Source organism: Mycobacterium heidelbergense (genome assembly GCF_010730745.1).
In the GTDB taxonomy this organism is placed as follows: Bacteria; Actinomycetota; Actinomycetes; order Mycobacteriales; family Mycobacteriaceae; genus Mycobacterium; species Mycobacterium heidelbergense.
Genome location: NZ_AP022615.1, coordinates 4,743,609 through 4,766,458, shown reverse-complemented (window position 1 = coordinate 4,766,458; position 22,850 = coordinate 4,743,609). Strand labels below are relative to the sequence as shown.

Here is a 22,850-nt window from a genome sequence, read left to right as displayed (position 1 = left end):
GCGATGTCTGCCGGGATCCTCGAAGAGCTGGGCTGGCGCGGGTTGATCGCCCAGTCCACCGACCTCGACGCGCTGGCCGCCGAAGCGCGGCGTGGGCCGCTGACGGTCTACGCCGGCTTCGACCCGACCGCGCCGAGCCTGCACGCCGGGCACCTGGTTCCCCTGCTGGCGTTGCGCCGGTTCCAGCGCGCCGGGCACCGTCCCATCGTGCTGGCCGGCGGCGCCACCGGCATGATCGGCGACCCGCGTGACGTCGGCGAGCGCAGCCTCAACGAGGCCGACACCGTCGCCGCATGGACCGAGCGGATTCGCGGCCAGCTGGAACGCTTCTTGGAATTCGACGCCTTTGACCCGACCGGCGCCATCGTCGTCGACAACCTGGACTGGACGGGCCGCATGTCGGCGATCGAGTTCCTGCGCGACGTCGGCAAGCACTTTTCGGTCAACGTGATGCTGGATCGCGACACCGTCCGGCGCCGTCTGGAGGGGGAGGGGATCTCCTACACGGAGTTCAGCTACATGCTGCTGCAGGCCAACGACTACGTCGAACTGCACCGGCGCCACGGCTGCACGTTGCAGATCGGCGGCTCCGATCAGTGGGGCAACATCATCGCCGGCGTCCGCCTGGTCCGCCAGAAGCTGGGCGCGGCGGTGCACGCGCTCACGGTCCCGCTGGTGACCGCCGCCGACGGCACCAAGTTCGGCAAGTCCACCGGCGGCGGCAGCCTGTGGCTGGACCCGCAGATGACCAGCCCGTATGCCTGGTACCAGTACTTCGTCAACACCGCCGACGCCGACGTGATCCGCTACCTGCGCTGGTTCACCTTCCTGCCGGCCGAGGAGCTGGCCGAGCTGGAACGCGCCACGGCCGAGCGCCCCCAGCAACGCGCCGCCCAGCGGCGGCTGGCCGTCGAGCTGACCGCTCTGGTGCACGGCGAGGCGGCCACCGAGGCGGTCGAGCACGCCAGCCGCGCGCTGTTCGGGCAGGGCGAGCTGGACCGCCTAGACGAGGCGACGCTCGCGGCGGCGCTGCGCGAGACGTCGGTGGCCGAGCTCAAGCCCGGCAGCCCCGACGGGATCGTCGACCTCCTGGTGGCCAGCGGCCTGTCGGCCAGCAGGGGGGCCGCCCGGCGCACCATCGGCGAAGGCGGCGTCTCGGTCAACAACGTTCGCATCGACAGCGAGGCGTGGGCGCCGCGGCCGTCGGACTTCCTGCACGGCCGGTGGCTGGTGCTGCGGCGCGGCAAGCGCAACGTCGCCGGCATCGAGAGGGTCTAGCCCGCGCGCGCAACGCCGTTGGTGTGCAAACCTTTATCGCGTCGTGTCGCAGATGTGACCATCACTGACCAGGGTGGTCACAGTGAGTTTCCCGACACGTGTGCAGTTGGGCGCCCTGCGGTTTCTGGGTGTGGCGACGAGCGTGGCCGGCCTGACCGCGGCGCTGGCGCCGCCCGTCCACGCCGACCTGATGGGCAACGCGTTCCTGAGGGCCCTCACGAATGCCGGCGTTCCGGTCTCGCAGCCGGACGCCACGATGGCGCTGGGGCAGTCGGTGTGCCCGATGCTGGTCCAGCCCGGTGGGTCGTTCGACTCGGTGCTCTCCACCATGGCCGACGGCAGCGGGATGTCCCACGACGTGGCCGGCGTGTTCACCATCGTCGCCATCGCGACGTATTGCCCGGCGGTGATGGCGCCGCTGCTGTCCAATCGGCTCCCGGCCTAGCGCGGTCCGCGCCGCCGGCGTGCCCGTATTCTCGGCAGGGTGGTCGACGACAGGCAGGGGCACGGCGGTGACCGACGTTCGGCGTCCGGCGGCTCGCCGCGGCGCGGACCGCGCGGGGAGCGTCCGGGTTCCTGGTCGGGCCCGGGCCGCGCGCGCCCCGTCCAGCCGCGCAACGCCCCCGGCCAGGACGTCCAAGGCGACCGCGCGCCGCGGGACGGCCCGCCGATCCCGGCCGGGGTGGAGGCCAGGCAGCTGGCACCCGAGATCCGGGGCGAACTGAGCACCCTGGACCGCGCCACCGCCGACGCGGTGGCGCGCCACCTGGTGGCCGCCGGCGAGCTGCTCGACGAGGATCCGCACGCCGCGCTGGCCCACGCGCGCGCGGCGCGGGCCCGGGCCAGCAGGATCGCCGCGGTGCGCGAAGCCGTCGGAATCGCGGCCTACCACTGCGGCGACTGGGCGCAGGCGCTGGCCGAACTGCGCGCGGCCCGCCGGATGGGCAGCAAGTCATCCCTGCTTGCGCTGATCGCCGATTGCGAACGCGGGCTTGGTCGCCCGGAGCGGGCGATCGACCTGGCGCGCGGACCGGAGGCGGCCGAGCTCGCCGGTGACGACGCCGACGAGTTGCGCATCGTCGCCGCCGGGGCGCGCGCCGATCTCGGGCAGCTGGAGCAGGCGCTGGCCGTCTTGTCCACGCCGCAGCCCGAGCCGGGCCGCACGGGCACGACGGCCGCGCGGCTGTTCTACGCCTACGCGGACACGCTGCTGGCGCTCGGCCGAAACGACGAGGCGCTGCAATGGTTTTTGCGCTCGGCGACCGCCGACGTCGACGGGGTCACCGACGCCGAAGAGCGGGTCAGCGAGCTGGGCTGAGATGAAAAGCATTGCGCGGGAATACGATTGCCTGCTGATAGACCTCGACGGCACGGTGTTTCGCGGCGCTGAGCCCACCGATGGTGCCGTGCAATCGCTGGACGAGGTGTCCAGCCGCAAGCTGTACGTCACCAACAACGCGTCCCGCAGCGCCGACCAGGTCGCGTCGCACCTGCGCGAGCTGGGCTTCACCGCCACCGGCGACGACGTCGTCACCAGCGCGCAGAGCGCGGCCCGGCTGCTGGCCGGGCAGTTACCGCCGGGGTCCCGGGTGTTGATCGTGGGCACCGACGCATTGGCCAACGAGATCGCCGCCGTCGGGCTGCGTCCGGTGCGCCGCTACGACGACAACCCGGTCGCCGTCGTGCAGGGCCTGTCCACGACCATCGGCTGGCCGGACCTTGCCGAGGCCGCCCTGGCCATTCGGTCCGGCGCGCTGTGGGTGGCGGCCAACGTCGACCCCACCCTGCCCACCGAGCGCGGCCTGCTCCCGGGAAACGGATCGTTCGTGGCCGCGCTGCGGGCGGCCACCGGCACCGAACCGCGCGTGGCCGGGAAACCGGCGCCGCGACTGCTGCAGGATGCGGTGGCCCGGGGCGACTTTCGCGCGCCGTTGGTCATCGGCGACAGGCTGGACACCGACATCGAGGGCGCCAACGCCGCCGAGCTGCCCAGCCTGATGGTGCTCACCGGCGTCAACACCGCGCGGGACGCGGTGTACGCGCAACCCGCCCGTCGCCCGACCTACATCGGCCACGACCTGCGCTCGCTGCACCACGATGCCGAGGTGCTCGCGGTCGGGCCGCAGCCGGGCTGGCATGTCGAGGTCGGGGATCGGGCGGTGACGGTCCGCGCCAACGGCGCCGACGGCGCCGCCGGGGGCGACGGGCTGTCGGTCGTCCGCGCCGTCGCCGGCGCCGTGTGGGGCCTCGGCTTTGACGACCGGCCGCCGCGGATCGAGGCCGCCGACGACCGGGCCCGCGACGCGCTGCGGCGCTGGTCTCTGGTGCACGGCGACTGACGGGTGACTAGCGTAGGAGCGCAATGACTATCGATCCCGATCAGCTTCGCGCCGAAATCGACGCCCTGCTTGCCCAGCTGCCGGACGCCGCGGCCGATCCCGCCGACGCCGAAAGCCAACTGTCCCTCGCCGAGCTCGAAGAGATCGCGCGCCGCCTTTCCGAGGCGCACGACGTGCTGCTGGCTGCGCTGGAGTCGGCGGAGAAGGGCTGAGTGCGGCGGTGGCACGTCGTGCCCGCGTTGACGCCGAGCTCGTCCGCCGCGGGCTCGCGCGATCCCGTCAGCAGGCCGCGGAGCTGATCGGCGCCGGGAAGGTCAGCATCGACGGCCTGCCGGCGCGCAAGCCCGGCACCGCGGTCGCCGTCACCGCCGCCCTGACCGTCGCGGACGACGAACGCGGCTGGGTGTCGCGCGGGGCGCACAAACTCATCGGCGCGCTGGACGCCTTCGGGATTCCGGTCGCGGGCCGCCGCTGCCTGGACGCCGGCGCGTCGACGGGCGGGTTCACCGAGGTGCTGCTGGACCGCGGGGCCGCCGAGGTGGTGGCCGCGGACGTGGGCTACGGACAGCTGGCCTGGTCGCTGCGCTGCGACCCGCGGGTGACCGTCGTCGAGCGCACCAACGTTCGTGACCTGACCCCGGAGGCGATCGGCGGCCCGGTCGACCTGCTGGTGGCCGACCTGTCCTTCATCTCGCTGGCCACCGTGTTGCCCGCGCTGGTTGGATGCGCCCGGCCGGGCGCGGATATCGTTCCCATGGTGAAGCCGCAGTTTGAGGTGGGGAAGGGCCGGGTCGGCGCCGGCGGTGTGGTCCACGATCCCGGGATGCGCGCCGACGCGGTGGTGGCCGTCGCGCGCCGCGCCGCCGAGCTGGGCTGGCCCGCCGTCGACGTCACCGCGAGCCCGCTGCCGGGCCCGTCGGGCAATGTCGAATACTTCCTGTGGCTGCGCGCCCGGACCGATCGGGGACTGGCCGGCGAAGGTCTCGTCGACGCCGTGCGGCGGGCGATAAGCGAGGGCCCGCAATGAACGCCGACCGTACCGTGCTGCTGGTGGTGCACACCGGCCGCGACGAGGCGACCGAGACCGCGCGGCGGGTGCAAAAAGTCTTGGGCGACAACGGGATCGGACTGCGCGTGTTGTCCGCCGAGGCGGTCGACAGGGGATCGCTGCACCTGGCCCCCGACGACATGCGGGCGATGGGCGTCGAAATTCAGGTGGTCGACGCCGACCCGCACGCCGCGGCGGGCTGCGAACTGGTGCTGGTCCTCGGCGGCGACGGCACCTTCCTGCGGGCGGCCGAATTGGCCAGAAACGTCGAAATTCCGGTGCTGGGCGTCAATCTGGGCCGGATCGGGTTCCTGGCCGAGGCCGAGGCCGAGCACATCGACAGTGTGCTGGAGCACGTCATCGCGCGCGACTACCGGGTGGAGGACCGCCTGACGCTGGATGTGGTGGTGCGCCAGGCCGGTCGGGTCGTCGAGCACGGGTGGGCGCTCAACGAGGTGAGCCTGGAAAAGGGGCCGCGGCTGGGTGTGCTCGGGGTGGTCGTCGAGATCGACGGGCGGCCGGTGTCGGCGTTCGGCTGCGACGGCGTGCTGGTGTCGACACCCACCGGGTCGACCGCCTACGCGTTCTCGGCGGGCGGCCCGGTGCTGTGGCCGGACCTCGAGGCAATCCTGGTGGTCCCCAACAACGCTCACGCCCTGTTCGGCCGGCCCATGGTCACCAGCCCCGAGGCCACCGTCGCGATCGAGATAGAAGCCGACGGCCACGACGCCCTGGTGTTCTGCGACGGCCGCCGCGAAATGCTGATACCGGCCGGCAGCCGGATCGAGGTGACCCGTTGCGACACCCCGGTGAAGTGGGCGCGCCTGGACAGCGCCCCGTTCACGGACCGCCTGGTGCGCAAATTCCGGTTGCCGGTGACCGGTTGGCGCGGGAAGTAACGGCGTTCGCACGGTGCTGACCGAAATCCGCATCGAGTCGCTGGGCGCCATCAGCGTGGCGGCCGCCGAGTTCGATCGCGGCCTGACGGTGCTCACCGGCGAGACCGGCACCGGCAAGACCATGGTGGTGACCGGGCTGCACCTGCTCGGCGGCGCCCGAGCCGACGCCACCCGGGTCCGGTCGGGAGCGGACCGTGCGATCGTCGAAGGCCGTTTCACCACAGGCGATCTCGACGCTGCCGCGGCCGCCCAACTGGACGCGATCCTGGACACGTCGGGGGCCGAGCGCGACGAGGACGGCAGCGTGATCGCGCTGCGCTCGGTCAGCCGCGACGGACCGTCGCGGGCCTACCTGGGCGGTCGCAGCGTGCCCGCGAAGTCGCTGAGCGGTTTCACCGCCGAGTTGCTCACCCTGCACGGCCAAAACGACCAGCTGCGGTTGATGCGGCCCGAGGAACAGCGCGGCGCGCTGGACCGTTTCGCGGGAGCCGGCCCGGCGTGCGAGCGCTACCGCAAGCTGCGCGACGCCTGGCTGTCGGCGCGGCGCGACCTCGCCGACCGCCGCGACCGCGCCCGCGAGCTCGCCCAGGAGGCGGACCGGTTGAAGTTCGCGCTGAACGAGATCGACGCCGTCGACCCGCAACCCGGGGAAGACGACGCGCTGGTCGCCGACGTCCTGCGCCTCTCGGAGCTGGACACGCTGCGCGAGGCCGCCGCCGGCGCGTGCGCGGCGTTGTCGGCGGACGACGCCGACGGGCCGGGCCACAGCGCCATCGACAGCCTTGGGAAGGCAAGGGCCGCACTCGAATCGACCGACGACGCGGCGCTGCGGGCGTTGGCCGATCAGGTCGGCGAGGCGCTGACGGTGGTCGTCGACGCGGCCCGCGAACTCGCCGGCTTCCTGGACGGGCTGCCGGTCGACGCCAGCGCGCTGGAAGCCAAGCTGGCCCGCCAGGCCCAACTGCGCACGCTGACCCGCAAGTACGCCGCGGACATCGACGGGGTGCTGCGCTGGGCGCGGGAGTCCCGGGAACGGCTGGCCCAACTCGATGTCTCCGAAGAGGGGCTGGCCGCGATGACGAAACGCGTCGACGCGCTGGCGCGCGAATTGTCCGATGCCGCGGTCGATCTCAGCAAGGTTCGGCGCAAGGCCGCCAAGCGGTTGGCCAAGGAGGTGACCGCGGAGCTGTCCGCCCTGGCGATGGCCGACGCCGAGTTCACCATCGGCGTGAGCACCGATACCGCGGGCCACGACGATCCCGCCGCGCTCACCGTGTCCTTGGGGCCGTCCGGGCCGATGCTGGCCCGGGCCGGCGTCGACGGCGTCGACCAGGTCGAGTTCGGCTTCGCGGCCCACCGCGGCATGACCGTGCTGCCGCTGGCGAAAAGCGCGTCCGGCGGCGAGCTGTCCCGGGTCATGCTGGCGCTGGAGGTGGTGTTGGCGACGTCGCGAAAACAGGCGGCGGGCACCACGATGGTGTTCGACGAGGTGGACGCCGGGGTCGGCGGCTGGGCCGCGGTGCAGATCGGGCGGCGGCTGGCCCGGCTGGCCCGCACCCACCAGGTCATCGTGGTGACGCACTTGCCACAGGTCGCCGCCTATGCCGACGTGCACCTGGTGGTGCACGGCACCGGGCCCCAGGGGGCCAGCGGGGTGCGACGAGTGGCCGGCGACGACCGGGTGGCCGAGCTGGCGCGGATGCTGGCCGGGCTCGGCGAGTCCGACAGCGGCCGCGCGCACGCCCGCGAACTGCTCGACGCGGCGCAGAACGACCAGATCTGATCTCGCGAGCGGGCGTCGCCCTCTCGCGTGCGTGCGCCGCCCTCTCGCGAGCGTGCGTGTTTGTACGCCGACACGCCGCAAAGCCTGTACAACTGCGCACCCTCGCCGGCCCGAGTCGATGCCCACACGTTATCCATCTGTGACAGCTGTGACTCTAGATAACTTCTGAGGCTGGTGTTACGGCGCGCCTCCTCGCCTCGCCCGCGCTTCACGGACAGAATCGCCCCCATGAAGATGTCAGGGCTGCTATCGCGTAATACCTCCCGGCCGGGCCTGACGGGCACCGCCCGGGTCGACCGGAACATCGACCGCCTGCTGCGCAGGGTCTGCCCCGGCGACATCGTGGTCCTCGACGTCCTGGACCTCGATCGCATCACCGCGGACGCGCTGGTGGAAGCGGACATCGCCGCCGTCGTCAACGCCTCACCCTCGGTCTCGGGCCGCTACCCGAACCTTGGCCCCGAGGTGCTGGTCAACAACGGCGTCACCCTGATCGACGAGACCGGGCCCGACGTCTTCAAGAAGGTCAAGGACGGCGCCAAGATTCGCCTGCACGAGGGCGGGGTGTACGCCGGCGACCGCCGGCTGGCCCGCGGCACCGAGCGCACCGACCACGACATCGCCGACCTGATGCGCGAGGCCAAGAGCGGCCTGGCCGCCCACCTCGAGGCGTTCGCCGGCAACACGATTGAGTTCATCAAGAGCGAAAGCCCGCTGCTGATCGACGGCATCGGCATCCCCGACATCGACGTCGACCTGCGCCGCCGGCACGTGGTGATCGTCGCCGACGAGCCCAGCGCCGAGGACGACCTGCGCTCGCTGAAGCCGTTCATCAAGGAGTACCAACCGGTGCTCATCGGCGTCGATACCGGCGCGGATGTGTTGCGCAAGGCCGGATATCGCCCCCAGATCATCGTCGGCGACCCCGACAAGATCAGCACCGACGCCCTCAAGTGTGGCGCCCACGTCGTGTTGCCCGCCGACGCCGACGGCCACGCGCCCGGCCTGGAACGAATTCAGGACCTCGGCGTCGGGGCGATGACCTTCCCGGCCGCGGGCTCGGCGGTCGACCTGGCCCTGCTACTGGCCGATCACCACGGCGCCGCGTTGCTCGTCACGGCCGGCCACACCGCCAACATCGAGACGTTCTTTGACCGCACCCGCGCGCAAAGCAACCCGTCGACCTTCCTGACCAGGCTGAGGGTGGGGGAAAAGGTGGTGGACGCCCAGGCGGTCGCCACCTTGTACCGCAACCACATTTCGGCGGGCGCCATCGCGCTGCTGGCGCTGACGATGCTGATCGCCGTGATCGTCGCCCTGTGGGTGTCACGCACCGACGGCGTGGTGCTGCACTGGATCATCCAATACTGGGACCGCTTCTCCCTGTGGGTGCAGCACTTGGTCACCTAAGCCCTTTCGAGGACGGTGCGTTAAATGATCTCGTTACGCCAACACGCTTTATCGCTGGCCGCCGTCTTCCTGGCGTTGGCGGTGGGTGTCGTGCTGGGTTCCGGCTTCTTGTCGGACACCCTGTTGTCCAGCCTGCGCGACGAGAAGCGTGACCTCTACACGCAGATCGGCGGGCTCAACGACCAAAAGAATGTGCTGAACGAAAAGCTTGCTGCGGCAAACAATTTCGACAATCAGCTGGCCGGCCGGATGGTGCACGACGCGCTGGGTGGCAAATCGGTGGTCGTGTTCCGCACCCCGGATGCCAAAGACGACGACGTCGCCGCGGTCTCGAAATTCGTCGGGCAGGCCGGCGGCACGGTCGCCGGAACCGTGGCGCTGACGCAGGAGTTCGTCGACGCCAACTCCGCGGAAAAACTGCGGACCGTGGTGAACTCGTCGATCCTGCCCGCCGGCCAGCAGCTGAGCACCAAGCTCGTCGACCAAGGTTCGCAGGCCGGCGACCTGTTGGGCATCGCTTTGATGATCAACGCCAACCCGGCCGTGCCCCCCATCGATGAGCCCCAGCGCGACACCGTGCTGGCGTCGCTGCGCGACACGGGATTCATCACCTACCAGCCCACCGATCACCTCGGCGCGGCCAACGCCGCGCTGATCATCACTGGCGGCGCGCTGCCCCAGGACGCCGGCAATCAGGGCGTCACCGTGGCCCGGTTCTCCGCCGCGCTGGCGCCGCACGGCTCGGGCACGCTGCTGGCCGGGCACGACGGTTCGGCGACGGGAGGCGCCGCGGTCGCTGTGACCCGCGCCGACGCCGGCATGTCCTCGGCGATCAGCACCGTCGATGACGTCGACGCCGCGCCCGGGCGGATCACCGCGGTGCTGGGCCTGCACGATCTGATCAACGGCGGCCACGTCGGGCAGTACGGCACCGGGCACGGCGCGACGTCGATCACGGTGCCCCAGTAGCGGGCGTGTTCCCCACGACACAGCGTCGTGGATGTTAGGGTGGGTTTCCGTGGGTCGGCAGGCCCATTCAAGCCCTGCCCGTCTTCACGGAGGTCGCCAGTGCGCAAGCACCCGCAATCCGCCACCAAGCACCTCTTCGTCAGCGGTGGCGTCGCCTCCTCGCTGGGCAAGGGGCTGACCGCCAGCAGCCTCGGTCAGCTCCTGACCGCCCGCGGGCTGCACGTGACGATGCAGAAGCTCGACCCGTACCTGAACGTCGACCCGGGCACGATGAACCCGTTCCAACACGGCGAGGTCTTCGTCACCGAGGACGGCGCCGAGACCGATCTCGACGTCGGCCACTACGAGCGGTTCCTGGATCGCGACCTGTCCGGCTCGGCGAATGTCACTACCGGGCAAGTCTATTCGACCGTCATCGCCAAGGAACGACGGGGCGAATACCTCGGCGACACCGTCCAGGTGATCCCGCACATCACCGACGAGATCAAGCGCCGCATCCTGGCGATGGCCCAGCCCGACGCCGACGGCAACCGCCCGGACGTCGTCATCACCGAAATCGGCGGCACCGTGGGCGATATCGAGTCGCAGCCCTTCCTCGAGGCGGCCCGCCAGGTCCGCCACGACCTCGGCTGGGAGAACGTCTTCTTCCTGCACGTGTCGCTGGTGCCCTACCTGGCCCCGTCGGGTGAACTCAAGACCAAACCGACCCAGCACTCGGTGGCGGCGCTGCGCAGCATCGGTATCACCCCGGATGCGCTGATCCTGCGCTGTGACCGGGACGTGCCCGAAGCGCTGAAGAACAAGATCGCGCTGATGTGTGACGTCGACATCGACGGCGTCATCTCCACCCCGGACGCGAAGTCGATCTATGACATCCCGAAGGTGTTGCACCGCGAGGAACTCGACGCGTTCGTGGTGCGCCGGCTGAACCTGCCGTTCCGCGACGTCGACTGGACCGAATGGGACGACCTGCTGCGCCGCGTTCACGAACCGCGCGAGACAGTGCGAATCGCCTTGGTGGGCAAGTACGTTGAGCTGTCCGACGCCTACCTGTCGGTCACCGAGGCGCTGCGGGCGGGCGGGTTCAAGCACCACGCCAAGGTCGAGATGGTCTGGGTGCCCTCCGACGACTGCGAGAGCGCCACCGGCGCCGCGTCCGCGCTGGGCGACGTGCACGGCGTGCTGATCCCCGGCGGATTCGGCATCCGCGGGATCGAGGGCAAGATCGGCGCCGTCCGGCATGCCCGGGCGCGCGGGCTGCCGGTGCTGGGGCTGTGTCTCGGGCTGCAGTGCATCGTGATCGAAGCCGCCCGCTCGGTCGGTCTCACGGAGGCCAACTCGGCCGAATTCGAGCCGGGCACACCGGATCCCGTCATCTCCACGATGGCCGACCAGGAGCACATCGTGGCCGGCGAAGCCGATCTCGGCGGCACCATGCGGCTGGGGGCCTACCCCGCGGTGCTGCAGCCGGATTCGATTGTGGCCCAAGCGTATGGGAGCACCCAGGTGTCCGAGCGGCACCGGCACCGCTACGAGGTCAACAACGCCTACCGCGACAAGATCGCCGAAAGCGGCCTGCGCTTCTCGGGAACCTCGCCCGACGGCCACCTGGTCGAGTTCGTCGAATACCCGCCCGACGTGCACCCGTTCGTCGTCGGCACCCAGGCGCACCCCGAACTGAAGAGCCGGCCCACCCGGCCGCACCCGCTGTTCGTGGCGTTCGTCCGGGCGGCCCTGGACTACCAAGCCGGCGAGCAGCTGCCGGTGGAAATTCCCGAGCGCTCGTCCAACGGCAACCAGCATCGAGACAGCGTCGAGCGGCCGCTACCCGAGCCCGCGACTCGTGGCTGAACACGTCTTCGAGACGGCGTCATCCGAAACGCTGCACACCGGAAAGATTTTCGCGCTGCGCCGCGATCAAGTCCGGATGCCGGGCGGCAAGCTCGTCACCCGCGAGGTCGTCGAGCACTTCGGCGCGGTGGCCGTGGTGGCCATGGACGACGACGGCAACATCCCGATGGTCTACCAGTACCGCCACGCCTTCGGCCGCCGGCTGTGGGAATTGCCCGCCGGGCTGCTCGACGTCGGCGGCGAGCCGGCGCACCTGACCGCCGCCCGGGAGCTCAAAGAGGAGGCCGGACTGAAGGCCGACACCTGGCGGGTGCTCGTCGACCTCGATTCCACTCCAGGCTTTAGCGACGAATCGGTGCGCGTCTACCTGGCCACCGGACTGACCGAGGTGGACCGGCCCGAGGCCCACGACGAAGAAGCCGACATGACGCTGGCCTGGTATCCCCTCGAGGAGGCCGCCCTCAAGGTGCTCAATGGCGAGATCGTCAATGCCATTGCCGTGGCAGGCATTCTGGCCGCGCAGGTCGTCACCACCGAGTTCATGCTGACGCGGCCGGTGGGTAGCCGGTGGATCGACAAGCCGACCGCGTTCGCCGCGCGTAAGGCTGCGCAATGACGGCGGCTCTCGACACGCAACTGCAGGGCTACCTCGACCACCTGACGATCGAGCGGGGCGTGGCGAAAAACACGCTGAGCTCCTATCGCCGCGACCTCCGCCGCTACACCAAGCATTTGTCCGACCGCGGAATTCACGATCTGGCCAAGGTCGGCGAGGACGACGTCAGCGAGTTCCTGGTGGCACTGCGCCGCGGCGATCCCGAGTCCGGAACGGCGGCGTTGTCGGCGGTCTCGGCGGCGCGGGCGCTGATCGCGGTGCGCGGCCTGCACCGGTTCGCCGCCGCCGAGGGCCTGACCGAACTGGACGTGGCGCGGGCCGTCAGGCCCCCGACGCCGGGCCGCCGGCTGCCGAAAAGCCTGACGGTCGACGAGGTGCTGGCGTTGCTGGAGGCCGCGGGCGGCGACAGCCCCGGCGACGGCCCGCTGACCCTGCGCAACCGAGCGCTGCTGGAACTGTTGTACTCCACCGGATCACGCATCTCCGAAGCCGTCGGCCTCGACGTCGACGACATCGACACCCAGGCCCGCTCCGTGCTGCTGCGCGGCAAGGGCGGCAAGCAGCGGCTAGTGCCGGTGGGGCGGCCCGCCATCGAGGCGCTCGACGCGTATCTGGTGCGGGGCCGCCCGGGACTGGCGCGCCGGGGCCGCGGGACGCCCGCGATCTTCCTCAACGCGCGCGGCGGGCGGCTGTCCCGGCAAAGCGCATGGCAGGTGCTGCAGGACGCCGCCGACCGCGCCGGCATCACGTCGGGTGTGTCGCCGCACATGCTGCGGCATTCCTTCGCCACCCACCTGCTCGAGGGCGGCGCAGACGTGCGGGTCGTGCAGGAGTTGCTGGGCCACGCTTCGGTGACGACGACGCAGATCTACACGCTGGTCACCGTGCACGCGCTGCGCGAGGTGTGGGCGGGGGCGCACCCGCGCGCGCAATAGCCCGGGAGCTCTAGCCGAGGTAGTCGGACTCCAGCACCAGGTCGGACACCAGTGACTGGTATTCGAGGTGCGCCTTGTGCTCGACGGTGTTCCACCGCTTGCCCTGCTGCCGGCGCATGTATTCGCGATATTTTGGCGCGCCTGGGATCCTGACGTTGTCAGCGACCACGACCGTGCCCGGGTGGAGCCAGCCCCGGTCCAGGATGCTGTTCAGGTCGTCCAGGTAGGCGTCCTTGTCGTGGTCGAGAAACACGAAATCGAGTGCACCGGAGCCAAATCCGTGCTCATTGGCGAGCACGTCCAGCGTGCCCCCGCCATCGCCGATGGTTCCGACGACGCACGTCACCCGGGCAGCCACGCCGGCGTGCTCCCAGATCCGCCGGGCGTTGGCGGCGTTGGCCTCGGCGAGTTCGACGGAATACACCTTGGCGTCGGGAGCCGCCCTGGCGATCCGTAGCGCGCCGTAGCCACAGTAGGTGCCCAGCTCCAGCGCGAGGGCGGGATTGGCGCGACGTACGGCGGTGTCAAGCAGCAGCCCCTTCTCGTCGCCGACATTGATCAGGATCGACTTTTCGTAGGCGAACTTGTCGATGGTGGCCAGCACGTCGTCGACGTCGCCGGCCCGGGCGTTCTTGAGCACGTATTCGACCGCGGCCGCTTCGCGTCCGTCACCGATTTGGCCTGTGGTCGTGATGTTGCGCGTCGCAGTGGCCATCCGCCAGACCGACCACCGCAAGATGGGTATGCGCCGCTTGAGGTCCATGACGAACCACGATAGTCCCGCCGCGGGGAGTCCAATGGTGCTGGTGTGACTGATGTTAACTCTCGGCGCGCCCGGGCGCCCTCTCGGCGACACTTGCTTCATATTGGCTGGTTAGTTGCCTGCGGGTCGCCCGGCGTAAGCGCTCGAAGCCGTTAGACTTTCCTGCGATGTTCACCTCCCGACCACCCCGGGCATGACCGAGCACCGCGACAGCGGCGTCGAGGTCGGCCTGACGGGACGTCCGCCGCGGGCGATCCCCGAGCCGGAGCCGCGCACCTCGCACGGCCCGGCCAAGGTCGTCGCGATGTGCAACCAGAAGGGCGGCGTCGGGAAGACCACGTCGACGATCAACCTGGGCGCCGCGCTCGCGGAGTACGGCAGGCGGGTGCTGCTGGTCGACATGGACCCGCAGGGCGCCCTGTCGGCGGGCCTGGGAGTTCCGCACTACGAGCTGGAAAAGACGATCCACAACGTGCTGGTGGAGCCGCGAGTGTCGGTTGACGACGTGCTGATCTCCACCCGGATCAAGCACATGGACCTGGTGCCCAGCAACATCGACCTGTCGGCCGCCGAGATCCAACTGGTCAACGAGGTCGGGCGCGAGCAGACCCTGGCGCGGGCGCTGCATCCGGTGCTCGATCGCTACGACTACGTGCTGATCGACTGCCAGCCGTCGCTGGGTCTGCTCACGGTCAACGGTCTGGCCTGCGCGGATGGGGTCGTGATCCCCACCGAGTGCGAGTTCTTCTCGCTGCGCGGCCTGGCGTTGCTCACCGACACCGTCGACAAGGTGCGCGACCGGCTCAACCCGAAGCTGGAGATCAGCGGCATCCTGCTCACCCGCTACGACCCCCGCACGGTCAACTCGCGCGAGGTGATGGCCCGCGTCGTGGAGCGGTTCGGCGACCTGGTGTTCGACACCGTGATCACCCGCACCGTCCGGTTCCCGGAAACCAGCGTCGCGGGCGAACCCATCACCACCTGGGCGCCGAAGTCGGCGGGCGCCATCGCCTACCGCGCCCTGGCGCGCGAGTTCATCGACCGATTCGGCGCGTGAACCCCCAGCTGACGAGTGAGGCGCCACAGCAGAACGGCTTCTCGACCGGTTTCCAAGTTCGCCTAACCAACTTCGAGGGGCCGTTCGATCTGCTGCTGCAGCTGATCTTCGCGCACCGCCTCGACGTCACCGAGGTGGCGCTGCACCAAGTCACCGACGACTTCATCGCCTACACCCGCCAGATCGGTCCCGAGCTGAGCCTGGAGGAGACCACGGCTTTCCTGGTGGTCGCCGCGACGCTGCTGGACCTCAAGGCCGCGCGGCTGCTGCCGGCCGGACAGGTCGACGACGAGGAGGACCTGGCGCTGCTGGAGGTGCGCGACCTGCTGTTCGCCCGGCTGCTGCAGTACCGGGCGTTCAAGCACGTCGCGGAGATGTTCGCCGAGCTGGAGGCCGCCGCGCTGCGCAGCTATCCGCGCGCGGTGTCGCTGGAGGACCGGTTCACCGACCTGCTCCCCGAGGTGATGCTCGGCGTCGACGCGCAACGGTTCGCCGAGATCGCCGCGGTCGCCTTCACCCCCCGCCGGGTCCCGACGGTGGACACCGGGCACCTGCATGAGGTGAAGGTCTCGGTTCCCGAGCAGGCCGAGAAACTGCTGGCCATCCTGGAAGCGCGGGGCAGCGGCCGCTGGGCGACGTTTTCCGAGCTCGTCGCGGACTGTCAGGCGCCGATGGAGGTCGTCGGGCGCTTCCTGGCGCTGCTCGAACTGTATCGGACCCGGACGGTAGCATTCGACCAGTCAGAGCCGCTTGGCGTGCTCCAAATTTCGTGGACCGGGGAACGTCCGGTAGAAGTGCGGGACGAATGACCGAATCCGAGCCCGAAGAGCCCGATGTCGACCTGGGTATCGAGATCGCCGAGGCGGCGCCGATGGACGCCGGCGAGCTCGGCGCGGTGCTGGAGGCGCTGCTGCTGGTGGTGGATACCCCGGTGACGGTGGAGGCGCTGGCCGCGGCGACGCAGCAGCCCGTGTACCGGATCGCCGCCAGGCTGCGACAGATGGCCGACGACCTCACCGAGCGCGACAGCGGCATCGACCTGCGTCAGACCAGCGAGGGCTGGCGGCTGTACACCCGCGCCCGGTTCGCGCCCTACGTGGAAAAGCTGCTGCTGGACGGGGCGCGGTCCAAGCTCACCCGGGCCGCGCTGGAAACGCTGGCCGTGGTAGCCTACCGGCAGCCGGTGACGCGTGCGCGCGTGAGCGCCGTCCGCGGCGTCAACGTCGACGCTGTCATGCGCACCCTGCTGGCGCGCGGACTGATCACCGAAGCCGGGGTCGACGGCGACACCGGCGCGACGACGTTCGCCACCACCGGGCTGTTTCTGGAGCGCCTGGGGTTGCAGTCGCTGGCCGAGCTTCCCGATATCGCACCGTTGCTTCCCGACGTCGACACGATCGAGGACCTGAGCGAATCCCTGGACAGCGAGCCACGTTTCATCAAACTCGCGGGCGGCCCGCCGTCCGAACAAGCGCTGTCGTTCGACGTGGACCAGGATTGATGGTCGAACCCCAGGGGATCCGCCTGCAAAAAGTGTTGTCCCAGGCCGGAATCGCGTCGCGGCGGGCCGCCGAGAAGTTGATCGTCGACGGCCGCGTCGAGGTGGACGGACACGTGGTGACCGAGCTGGGCACCCGCGTCGACCCGGACGTATCGGTGATCCGCGTCGACGGGGCCAGGGTCGCCGTCGACGACTCGCTGGTGTATCTGGCGCTGAACAAGCCGCGCGGCATGCACTCGACCATGTCCGACGGTCGCGGCCGGCCGTGCATCGGCGACCTGATCGAACGCCGGGTGCGGGGCAACAAGAAACTGTTTCACGTCGGGCGGTTGGACGCCGACACGGAGGGGCTGATCCTGCTGACCAACGACGGCGAGCTGGCACACCGGTTGATGCACCCCTCCCACGAGGTGCCCAAGACGTATCTGGCGACGGTCACCGGGTCGGTGCCGCGCGGGCTGGGCAAGAAGCTGCGGGCCGGGATCGAGTTGGACGACGGGCCGGCGCGGGTCGACGATTTCGCGGTGGTAGACGCCATTCCTGGTAAGACGTTGGTGCGCTTGACGTTACACGAGGGGCGCAATCGCATCGTGCGCCGGCTGCTGGCGGCCGCGGGGTTTCCGGTGGAGGCGCTGGTGCGCACAGATATCGGTGCGGTGTCGTTGGGGGAGCAGCGCCCGGGCAGCATCCGGGCGCTGCGCCGCGACGAGATCGGGCAGCTGTACAAGGCGGTGGGCCTGTGAGTGGCAACGGGATCGCTGTCGCCATCGACGGTCCGGCCGGAACCGGGAAGTCTTCGGTGTCACAGGGATTGGCGCGTGCGCTGGGGGCGCGCTACCTGGACACCGGCGCGATGTACCGGATGGTGACGCTGGCGGTGCTGCGCGCCGGAATCGACCCGACGGACGCCGAAGCCGTCGGGCAGATCGGGGAGGCGGTGCGGATGTCGGTGGACCCCGATCCCGCCGGGGATCGCTACTGCCTTGACGGAGAGGATGTTTCGTCCGAGATCCGCGGCGACGCAGTCACCCGCGCGGTCTCGGCGGTGTCGTCGGTTCCCGCCGTGCGGGCCCGGCTCGTCGGGCTGCAGCGGGCGATGGCCGCCGGCCCGGGCAGCGTCGTCGTCGAGGGCCGGGACATCGGGACCGTGGTCTTGCCCGACGCGCCCGTGAAGATCTTCCTGACCGCGTCGGCCGAAACCCGGGCGCGGCGGCGCAACGATCAGAACGTCGCGTCGGGTCTGGTCGACGACTATGAGGGCGTGCTGGCCGACGTGCGCCGCCGCGACCATCTCGATTCCACCCGGCCGGTGTCGCCGCTGCGCGCGGCCCCCGACGCGGTGATCGTCGACACCAGCGAGATGACCGAGGCTCAGGTGATCGCTCACCTGCTGGAGTTGGTCAAGCAGCGAAGCGGGGCGGTGCGGTGACCAAGGGCACGTGGAGCGACGAAAGCGACTGGGAGACCGTCGATTCCGACTTTGAGCTAGCGGAGGACGCTGGCCCCGCGCCCGTGGTGGCGATCGTGGGCCGGCCCAACGTCGGAAAGTCGACGTTGGTCAACCGCATCCTGGGCCGGCGTGAGGCGGTGGTGCAGGACGTTCCCGGCGTGACGAGGGACCGGGTGTCCTACGAGGCGCTGTGGACCGGACGCCGCTTCGTCGTGCAGGACACGGGGGGATGGGAGCCCGACGCCAAGGGTTTGCAGCGGCTGGTGGCCGAGCAGGCGTCGGTGGCCATGCGCACCGCCGATGCGGTGGTCCTGGTGGTGGACGCCACCGTGGGCGCCACCGCCGCCGACGAGGCCGCGGCCCGCATCCTGCTCCGGTCGGGTAAACCAGTCTTCTTGGCCGCCAACAAGGTCGACAACGATAAGGCAGAAGCCGACGCGGCAGCGTTGTGGTCGCTGGGTCTCGGTGAGCCGCACGCGATCAGCGCGATGCACGGTCGCGGCGTCGCCGATCTGCTCGACGCGGTGCTGGCCGCGATGCCGGTGGTGTCCGAAGCGGCGCCGGCGCCGGGCGGTCCCCGGCGGGTGGCGCTGGTCGGCAAGCCCAACGTCGGCAAGAGCTCGCTGCTGAACAAGCTTGCGGGGGACCAACGTTCGGTGGTGCACGAGGTCGCCGGGACGACGGTGGATCCCGTGGACTCGCTCATCGAATTGGGCGGCAGGGTGTGGCGGTTCGTCGACACCGCCGGCCTGCGGCGCAAGGTCGGCCAGGCCAGCGGGCACGAGTTCTACGCCTCGGTGCGCACCCACTCGGCCATCGATGCCGCCGAGGTGGTGATCGTGCTGATCGACGCGTCGGAGCCGTTGACCGAACAGGATCAGCGGGTGTTGTCGATGGTGATCGAGGCCGGCCGCGCGCTGGTGCTGGCCTTCAACAAGTGGGACCTGGTCGATGAGGACCGTCGCGAACTGCTGGAGCGCGAGATCGACCGCGAGCTGACGCAGCTGCGGTGGGCGCAGCGGGTCAACGTCTCCGCCAAGACGGGTCGGGCGGTGCAGAAGCTGGTGCCGGCGATGGAAACCGCGCTGGCGTCCTGGGACACCAGGATTGCGACCGGCCCGCTGAATTCCTGGCTCAAGGAGGTCGTCGCGGCGACGCCGCCGCCGGTGCGTGGGGGCAAGCAGCCGCGCATCCTCTTCGCCACCCAGGCCACCGCACGCCCGCCGACGTTCGTGCTGTTCACCACGGGTTTTCTGGAGGCCGGCTATCGGCGTTTCCTGGAGCGGCGGCTGCGCGAGACGTTCGGCTTCGAGGGCAGCCCGATCCGGATCAACGTGCGGGTCCGCGAAAAGCGGGGGCCGAAGCGGCGTTAACGCAGTCGGGTAGGTCGTCGTCGACCGGTGCAGCGGCGAGCAGCCGGTACTCCGAATACGCCGCGAGCCGGATCGCCGTCAGACCGCCGACGGCCGCTACGGGGATCAGGTAGTAGCCGAAGTCACCGTCGATAACGAAGAAGTAGTCGATCTCGTCCGGGCCATATGTCGCGCGTTCCTTGCCGGAATTGGAAATCCATGCGGTCCACGCGCCCCCTTGCTTCACCGTGGTCGTCTTGACTTGGATGCGTTGGGCTGCGGCGCCAGTCCAAACCAGGAGGTCGTAGCGGCACGGCTCAAGCGGCCAGGAGACGGAACGGCCACACAGCTCGAACCATGCCGCTGCCATGAGCGAGCCCGCTCTGGCCAGATTGGCGCGTTCCGGACGCATCATGAGCGTTGGTGTCTGCGGCTTTCGTGGCGGGGCCAGGTGGGCGGTATCGAGACCGAGTCGTACGGCGTGTCCGCGTATTGTCGTCGTACTTGATCCGCCGGCCAGCCCGAGCTTCTCTGCGACCTGAGCCCAGCTCGTAGCAGATCCGATGGCAGCGGCGAGCTGTTGGTCGGTCCAGCGTCGCTGGCCAGTGAAGTGGCTGTAGTCGAGTCCAAGCCGGTCGGCGTGGGCGCGTACGGAGCGCATAGCAGCCGCGGAGGTGGCAGCGAGGCCCAACGCTCGCAGGACGCCGCGCCAGGAGCGAGAAGCCCGGACGGCCCCAATCAATTGGGTGTCCGAATAGCGCCTCATGACACGATATTACCGTGTCGCACCCTATGTCGCGCCATCCTTGTGGAATGGTTCTGAAACCAATCCGGGCTCGAAACCGTTCCGGTGTCCAGAGACGCCATGCGGTTGGGCTGACGGGATTTGAACCTGTGACCACTTGCCCCCCTCAGGAAGTAGCGGTAGCACGCTTTTCCCATTTCGTTGGTGGTGTTCGCGGCTTCGGCACAATGTGTGAGGTTCATGCGTCCACAGATGCCATGATCCCAGCGGCGTCCGACGTTTCCCGGCAGGTCGGCGCTTTAGCCGACCGCTATGAACGTGTAACTGGACGATTTGAAACGCCATGGCTTACGGCGTATCGGTTGACCTGGACGGTAGACAGCAGGCGTGCCCAGACTCTCTGAAAATCGCCGCCCGGCGCGACACACACCAAATCGAGGCACAACCAGCCCAGCCGCTGCCCACCGTCAGCGCTGGAACCCTCCCACGTGCTCACCGGCATGCCCTGCGAATAGTCGGGTTCAACACTGAGGTATCGTTCCCTCGCGTCTGCCGAATTGTTGCGGCGGACTAGCGGGCTGTGGCGCAGCTTGGTAGCGCACTACACTGGGGGTGTAGGGGTCGCAGGTTCAAATCCTGTCAGCCCGACGCATGTGATGTCTCAGGACATCGGAATAGTTCCGAACCTGCATTAGGTTCGGAACTTTTTCCGTTTGGGGCCTTTTGGTGCGCCAGCGGGTTGGTAGTCCCTGGCGAGTGAACACCGAACCCTCGGCAGCCACTCAAGTGACGTCGCCTATCCAAGTTGGCTTGCTTCCACATGGGAACCACCGCACGGGTTATATTGGTGCTGATATAGTAGCTGGCGTGGAGTTGAGGCTCGTTGAATGGCTTGGCACCACACGCAGCGACATCCGTGAGCTTCGGGCTGCGACGCAGCTTTGATCTTGGTCACGAGCTACTTCGAGTCCAGCTCGGGCTGATGCCGAACAACTACAAACCCATGCCTGACATTGGTGCAGGCACTTATGAGATTCGAGTGTCCGATCCGGACGGCATCGCTCGCCTTATGTATGTCGCGAAGTTTCGGGAGACCGTTTACGTCCTGCACGTCTTTGAGAAGAAGACACAACGAACCCCGCAGAAAGACATCGAGAAGGCTAAACGGCGATATAAGGAGGCAAAAGGTGGCTAAGAGCGTATTCTACGACATCGCCGACACTCCGGAGGAGGCGGCGAACCTCACCGCGCGTTCGCTTCTGATGATCGCTATCGAGGAGCGGATCAAGGAACGTGGTTGGACCCAGACTGAGGCTGCAGAAATTCTTCACGTCAACCAGCCAAGGGTTTCGGATTTGATGAACGGCAAACTACACAAGTTCAGCTTGGATGCGCTTGTGAATATGCTGCCGTCTGTCGGCCTAATGTTTGACGTCCGCCCGATCGATAACCTCCACGATAGGACAACGGGACCCGTGAGTGAGCCTGCGAAGGTTCCGCCTAAAAAGAAGCGCCAAGCCAGCTCGGCGCGGCTGACTCGCCGGCCTGCGAAGGTCGCCGCTGCTGCGCAAAAGCGGGCCAGCGCCACCTCATAACACCAGTGGCGCATCTGCTTCACCTGGAGTGCCAGCGGCGCCGGCAATGTCGAACTCGTCGACTATCACTAGAAAGGACAACACAAATGGCCGACTTCGCGCCCACCCATTCCGGCGAGATTCTCAAGACCGAATTCCTTGACCCGCTGGGCATCTCGCAGTATCGGATCGCCAAAACGATCGATGTGCCACCCCGCCGTATCAACGAGATCGTGCACGGCAAACGCGGCATCAGCGCCGACACCGCGCTGCGGCTTTCGCGTGCACTAGGACTGAGCGACATGTTCTGGATCAACATACAGGCGCACTACGACGCCGAAATCGCTCGTGAACATATCGGGACAGAACTCGCCACCATCGAGCGCATCAGCTGACGAGACCGCAATCACCGCTTCTGCAAAGTGAATTGGTTGAGGTCGATGTAGCCCTTGTGGAAGAGATTCGCGCAGCCGGTGAGATAGCGCATGTACATCTCGTAGATCTCTTCGGACTGAATCGCGATGGCCTCGTCCTTATGCGACTCGAGGCCCGCGGCCCAGACGTCCAAAGTCTTTGCGTAATGCCGCTGCAGCGACTGGCGACGCTTCAGCTTGAAGCCGGCCTTCGCCGAGAACTCCTTCACCATATCGATGGTCGGCAGATAGCCGCCGGGGAAGATTTCAGTTTTCATGAAGTCGCTGAATTCGACTATCGCCGGAGTCAGCGGCAATCCCGACGCGATGATTTCCTTCTCCGAGAGGACGGTGATCGTGTGCAGCAAGAACGTGCCGCCGGCCGGCAACAGCTCATACGCCCTCTCGAAGAAAGCGGTGTAACGGTCGTAGCCGACATGCTCGAGCGGGCCGATCGCCACGATCCGGTCCACCGGATCGTGGAAGCGTTCCCAGCCCTCGAGCAGCACCCGCTTGGAACGCGGGCTATCCGACGCCGCGAACAGCTGCTCGACGTGGGCAACTTGGTTCTTGGACAGCGTCAAGCCGACGACGTTGACGTCATATTTCTCGATGGCTCGCATCATGGCAGCGCCCCAGCCGCAACCGAGGTCCAGCAGTGTCATGCCCGGCTGCAGGCCCAGCTTGCTCAGCGAGAGGTCGATCTTGGCGATCTGCGCCTGTTCGAGGGTCATGTCCTCGCCGCCAAGCCAATAGGCGCACGTGTACATCTGGGTGCGATCGAGGAACAGGCGGAAGAAGTCGTCGGATAGATCGTAGTGCGCCTGCACGTCCTCGAAATGCGGCGTCAGCTCGTCGGTCATGTTC

The 22,850-nt window shown here is 68.7% G+C and carries 24 protein-coding genes, 1 tRNA gene and 1 pseudogene; 23 read left to right on the top strand and 3 right to left on the bottom strand.

The window, feature by feature from the left end; all coding sequences use genetic code 11:
* The first annotated feature begins 3 nt into the window (after nt 1–3).
* From tyrS to xerD, 13 genes are all read left to right on the top strand, one after another.
* Nucleotides 4–1,278 (top strand): tyrosine--tRNA ligase, encoded by a 1,275-nt coding sequence (gene tyrS, locus G6N25_RS22315; RefSeq protein WP_083076075.1) that lies wholly within the window; start codon nt 4–6, stop codon nt 1,276–1,278.
* Nucleotides 1,279–1,351: 73 nt separating this feature from the next.
* Nucleotides 1,352–1,723 (top strand): DUF732 domain-containing protein, encoded by a 372-nt coding sequence (locus G6N25_RS22310; RefSeq protein WP_083076076.1) that lies wholly within the window; start codon nt 1,352–1,354, stop codon nt 1,721–1,723.
* Nucleotides 1,724–1,762: 39 nt separating this feature from the next.
* Nucleotides 1,763–2,596 carry a tetratricopeptide repeat protein gene (locus G6N25_RS22305; protein WP_083076077.1) on the top strand — a complete coding sequence of 278 codons (834 nt, stop codon included), beginning with the start codon at nt 1,763–1,765 and terminating at the stop codon, nt 2,594–2,596.
* 1 nt (nt 2,597) lies between these two features.
* Entirely contained in the window at nt 2,598–3,617 is a 1,020-nt protein-coding gene (locus G6N25_RS22300; RefSeq protein ID WP_083076079.1) for an HAD-IIA family hydrolase, read from the top strand.
* 23 nt (nt 3,618–3,640) lie between these two features.
* Nucleotides 3,641–3,829: a hypothetical protein gene (locus G6N25_RS22295; RefSeq protein ID WP_083076080.1), complete on the top strand. Its 189-nt coding sequence runs from the start codon at nt 3,641–3,643 to the stop codon at nt 3,827–3,829.
* Between the two features lie 8 nt (nt 3,830–3,837).
* Complete coding sequence (locus G6N25_RS22290) at nt 3,838–4,644, top strand: TlyA family RNA methyltransferase (RefSeq protein WP_083076082.1); 807 nt, start codon at nt 3,838–3,840, stop codon at nt 4,642–4,644.
* The gene (locus G6N25_RS22285) at nt 4,641–5,564 is read left to right on the top strand and encodes an NAD kinase (RefSeq protein WP_083076084.1); all 924 of its coding nucleotides are present in this window, start codon (nt 4,641–4,643) and stop codon (nt 5,562–5,564) included. The genes G6N25_RS22290 and G6N25_RS22285 overlap by 4 nt, the downstream gene beginning before the upstream one ends.
* 13 nt (nt 5,565–5,577) lie before the next feature.
* On the top strand, nt 5,578–7,347 hold the full coding sequence (gene recN, locus G6N25_RS22280; RefSeq protein ID WP_083076085.1) for a DNA repair protein RecN: 1,770 nt from the start codon (nt 5,578–5,580) through the stop codon (nt 7,345–7,347).
* A 228-nt stretch (nt 7,348–7,575) separates the two neighbouring features.
* Complete coding sequence (steA, locus tag G6N25_RS22275) at nt 7,576–8,757, top strand: putative cytokinetic ring protein SteA (protein ID WP_083076087.1); 1,182 nt, start codon at nt 7,576–7,578, stop codon at nt 8,755–8,757.
* 24 nt (nt 8,758–8,781) lie between these two features.
* Nucleotides 8,782–9,726, top strand: a complete 945-nt coding sequence (locus G6N25_RS22270) for a copper transporter (protein ID WP_083076089.1) — start codon at nt 8,782–8,784, stop codon at nt 9,724–9,726.
* Between the two features lie 99 nt (nt 9,727–9,825).
* Complete coding sequence (locus tag G6N25_RS22265; protein WP_083076091.1) at nt 9,826–11,577, top strand: CTP synthase; 1,752 nt, start codon at nt 9,826–9,828, stop codon at nt 11,575–11,577.
* Nucleotides 11,570–12,193 (top strand): NUDIX domain-containing protein, encoded by a 624-nt coding sequence (locus G6N25_RS22260; RefSeq protein ID WP_083076093.1) that lies wholly within the window; start codon nt 11,570–11,572, stop codon nt 12,191–12,193. Before G6N25_RS22265 ends, G6N25_RS22260 begins: the two co-directional genes overlap by 8 nt.
* On the top strand, nt 12,190–13,128 hold the full coding sequence (gene xerD / locus G6N25_RS22255; protein ID WP_083076095.1) for a site-specific tyrosine recombinase XerD: 939 nt from the start codon (nt 12,190–12,192) through the stop codon (nt 13,126–13,128). Before G6N25_RS22260 ends, xerD begins: the two co-directional genes overlap by 4 nt.
* A gap of 10 nt (nt 13,129–13,138) precedes the next feature.
* Here xerD and G6N25_RS22250 read toward each other — a convergent pair whose 3' ends face one another.
* On the bottom strand, nt 13,139–13,891 hold the full coding sequence (locus G6N25_RS22250; RefSeq protein ID WP_083076097.1) for an O-methyltransferase: 753 nt from the start codon (nt 13,889–13,891) through the stop codon (nt 13,139–13,141).
* 193 nt (nt 13,892–14,084) lie between these two features.
* On the opposite strand from G6N25_RS22250, the gene G6N25_RS22245 reads away from it, so the two are divergent.
* Genes G6N25_RS22245 through der form a run of 6 tightly spaced genes read left to right on the top strand, consistent with a single transcriptional unit; the run spans nt 14,085 to nt 19,272 of the window.
* The gene (locus G6N25_RS22245) at nt 14,085–14,948 is read left to right on the top strand and encodes a ParA family protein (RefSeq protein ID WP_083076099.1); all 864 of its coding nucleotides are present in this window, start codon (nt 14,085–14,087) and stop codon (nt 14,946–14,948) included.
* On the top strand, nt 14,945–15,757 hold the full coding sequence (locus tag G6N25_RS22240; RefSeq protein ID WP_083076101.1) for a segregation/condensation protein A: 813 nt from the start codon (nt 14,945–14,947) through the stop codon (nt 15,755–15,757). Before G6N25_RS22245 ends, G6N25_RS22240 begins: the two co-directional genes overlap by 4 nt.
* Complete coding sequence (scpB, locus tag G6N25_RS22235; protein WP_083076103.1) at nt 15,754–16,449, top strand: SMC-Scp complex subunit ScpB; 696 nt, start codon at nt 15,754–15,756, stop codon at nt 16,447–16,449. The genes G6N25_RS22240 and scpB overlap by 4 nt, the downstream gene beginning before the upstream one ends.
* Nucleotides 16,449–17,192, top strand: a complete 744-nt coding sequence (locus G6N25_RS22230; RefSeq protein WP_083076105.1) for a pseudouridine synthase — start codon at nt 16,449–16,451, stop codon at nt 17,190–17,192. Before scpB ends, G6N25_RS22230 begins: the two co-directional genes overlap by 1 nt.
* Nucleotides 17,189–17,878 carry a (d)CMP kinase gene (cmk, locus tag G6N25_RS22225; RefSeq protein WP_083076107.1) on the top strand — a complete coding sequence of 230 codons (690 nt, stop codon included), beginning with the start codon at nt 17,189–17,191 and terminating at the stop codon, nt 17,876–17,878. Before G6N25_RS22230 ends, cmk begins: the two co-directional genes overlap by 4 nt.
* Nucleotides 17,875–19,272 (top strand): ribosome biogenesis GTPase Der, encoded by a 1,398-nt coding sequence (gene der, locus G6N25_RS22220; RefSeq protein ID WP_083076109.1) that lies wholly within the window; start codon nt 17,875–17,877, stop codon nt 19,270–19,272. The genes cmk and der overlap by 4 nt, the downstream gene beginning before the upstream one ends.
* Here the strand turns inward: der and G6N25_RS22215 are convergent.
* A complete protein-coding gene (locus G6N25_RS22215) occupies nt 19,229–19,666 on the bottom strand; it encodes a group I intron-associated PD-(D/E)XK endonuclease (RefSeq protein ID WP_083076112.1) in 438 nt (145 codons plus the stop codon). The two genes, der and G6N25_RS22215, sit on opposite strands and share 44 nt — an antisense overlap.
* A 904-nt stretch (nt 19,667–20,570) precedes the next feature.
* On the opposite strand from G6N25_RS22215, the gene G6N25_RS22210 reads away from it, so the two are divergent.
* The 4 genes and pseudogenes from G6N25_RS22210 (at nt 20,571) to G6N25_RS22195 (ending at nt 21,965) form a co-directional block, all read left to right on the top strand.
* Nucleotides 20,571–20,644 (top strand) — tRNA-Pro (locus G6N25_RS22210).
* Nucleotides 20,645–20,912: 268 nt separating this feature from the next.
* Entirely contained in the window at nt 20,913–21,191 is a 279-nt protein-coding gene (locus G6N25_RS22205; RefSeq protein ID WP_232065887.1) for a type II toxin-antitoxin system RelE/ParE family toxin, read from the top strand.
* A pseudogene (locus G6N25_RS24365) lies at nt 21,184–21,420 on the top strand (helix-turn-helix domain-containing protein); the annotation flags it as partial. The gene G6N25_RS22205 and the pseudogene G6N25_RS24365, both read left to right, overlap by 8 nt.
* 257 nt (nt 21,421–21,677) lie before the next feature.
* Nucleotides 21,678–21,965: a HigA family addiction module antitoxin gene (locus G6N25_RS22195; RefSeq protein ID WP_083076116.1), complete on the top strand. Its 288-nt coding sequence runs from the start codon at nt 21,678–21,680 to the stop codon at nt 21,963–21,965.
* Between the two features lie 11 nt (nt 21,966–21,976).
* Here the strand turns inward: G6N25_RS22195 and G6N25_RS22190 are convergent, their stop codons facing one another.
* Nucleotides 21,977–22,846 (bottom strand): cyclopropane mycolic acid synthase family methyltransferase, encoded by an 870-nt coding sequence (locus tag G6N25_RS22190; RefSeq protein WP_083076118.1) that lies wholly within the window; start codon nt 22,844–22,846, stop codon nt 21,977–21,979.
* Between the last annotated feature and the right edge of the window lie 4 nt (nt 22,847–22,850).

Bases quoted from the DNA above. Each gene is read 5' to 3' on its own strand.
- G6N25_RS22270 (WP_083076089.1), top strand. From the start codon at position 8,782: ATGATCTCGTTACGCCAACACGCTTTATCGCTGGCCGCCGTCTTCCTG.
- G6N25_RS22195 (WP_083076116.1), top strand. From the start codon at position 21,678: ATGGCCGACTTCGCGCCCACCCATTCCGGCGAGATTCTCAAGACCGAA.
- xerD (WP_083076095.1), top strand. From the start codon at position 12,190: ATGACGGCGGCTCTCGACACGCAACTGCAGGGCTACCTCGACCACCTG.
- scpB (WP_083076103.1), top strand. From the start codon at position 15,754: ATGACCGAATCCGAGCCCGAAGAGCCCGATGTCGACCTGGGTATCGAG.
- G6N25_RS22215 (WP_083076112.1), bottom strand. From the start codon at position 19,666: ATGATGCGTCCGGAACGCGCCAATCTGGCCAGAGCGGGCTCGCTCATG.
- tyrS (WP_083076075.1), top strand. From the start codon at position 4: ATGTCTGCCGGGATCCTCGAAGAGCTGGGCTGGCGCGGGTTGATCGCC.
- G6N25_RS22295 (WP_083076080.1), top strand. From the start codon at position 3,641: ATGACTATCGATCCCGATCAGCTTCGCGCCGAAATCGACGCCCTGCTT.
- G6N25_RS22230 (WP_083076105.1), top strand. From the start codon at position 16,449: ATGGTCGAACCCCAGGGGATCCGCCTGCAAAAAGTGTTGTCCCAGGCC.
- G6N25_RS22245 (WP_083076099.1), top strand. From the start codon at position 14,085: ATGACCGAGCACCGCGACAGCGGCGTCGAGGTCGGCCTGACGGGACGT.
- G6N25_RS22285 (WP_083076084.1), top strand. From the start codon at position 4,641: ATGAACGCCGACCGTACCGTGCTGCTGGTGGTGCACACCGGCCGCGAC.
- G6N25_RS22300 (WP_083076079.1), top strand. From the start codon at position 2,598: ATGAAAAGCATTGCGCGGGAATACGATTGCCTGCTGATAGACCTCGAC.
- steA (WP_083076087.1), top strand. From the start codon at position 7,576: ATGAAGATGTCAGGGCTGCTATCGCGTAATACCTCCCGGCCGGGCCTG.
- G6N25_RS22190 (WP_083076118.1), bottom strand. From the start codon at position 22,846: ATGACCGACGAGCTGACGCCGCATTTCGAGGACGTGCAGGCGCACTAC.
- G6N25_RS22250 (WP_083076097.1), bottom strand. From the start codon at position 13,891: ATGGACCTCAAGCGGCGCATACCCATCTTGCGGTGGTCGGTCTGGCGG.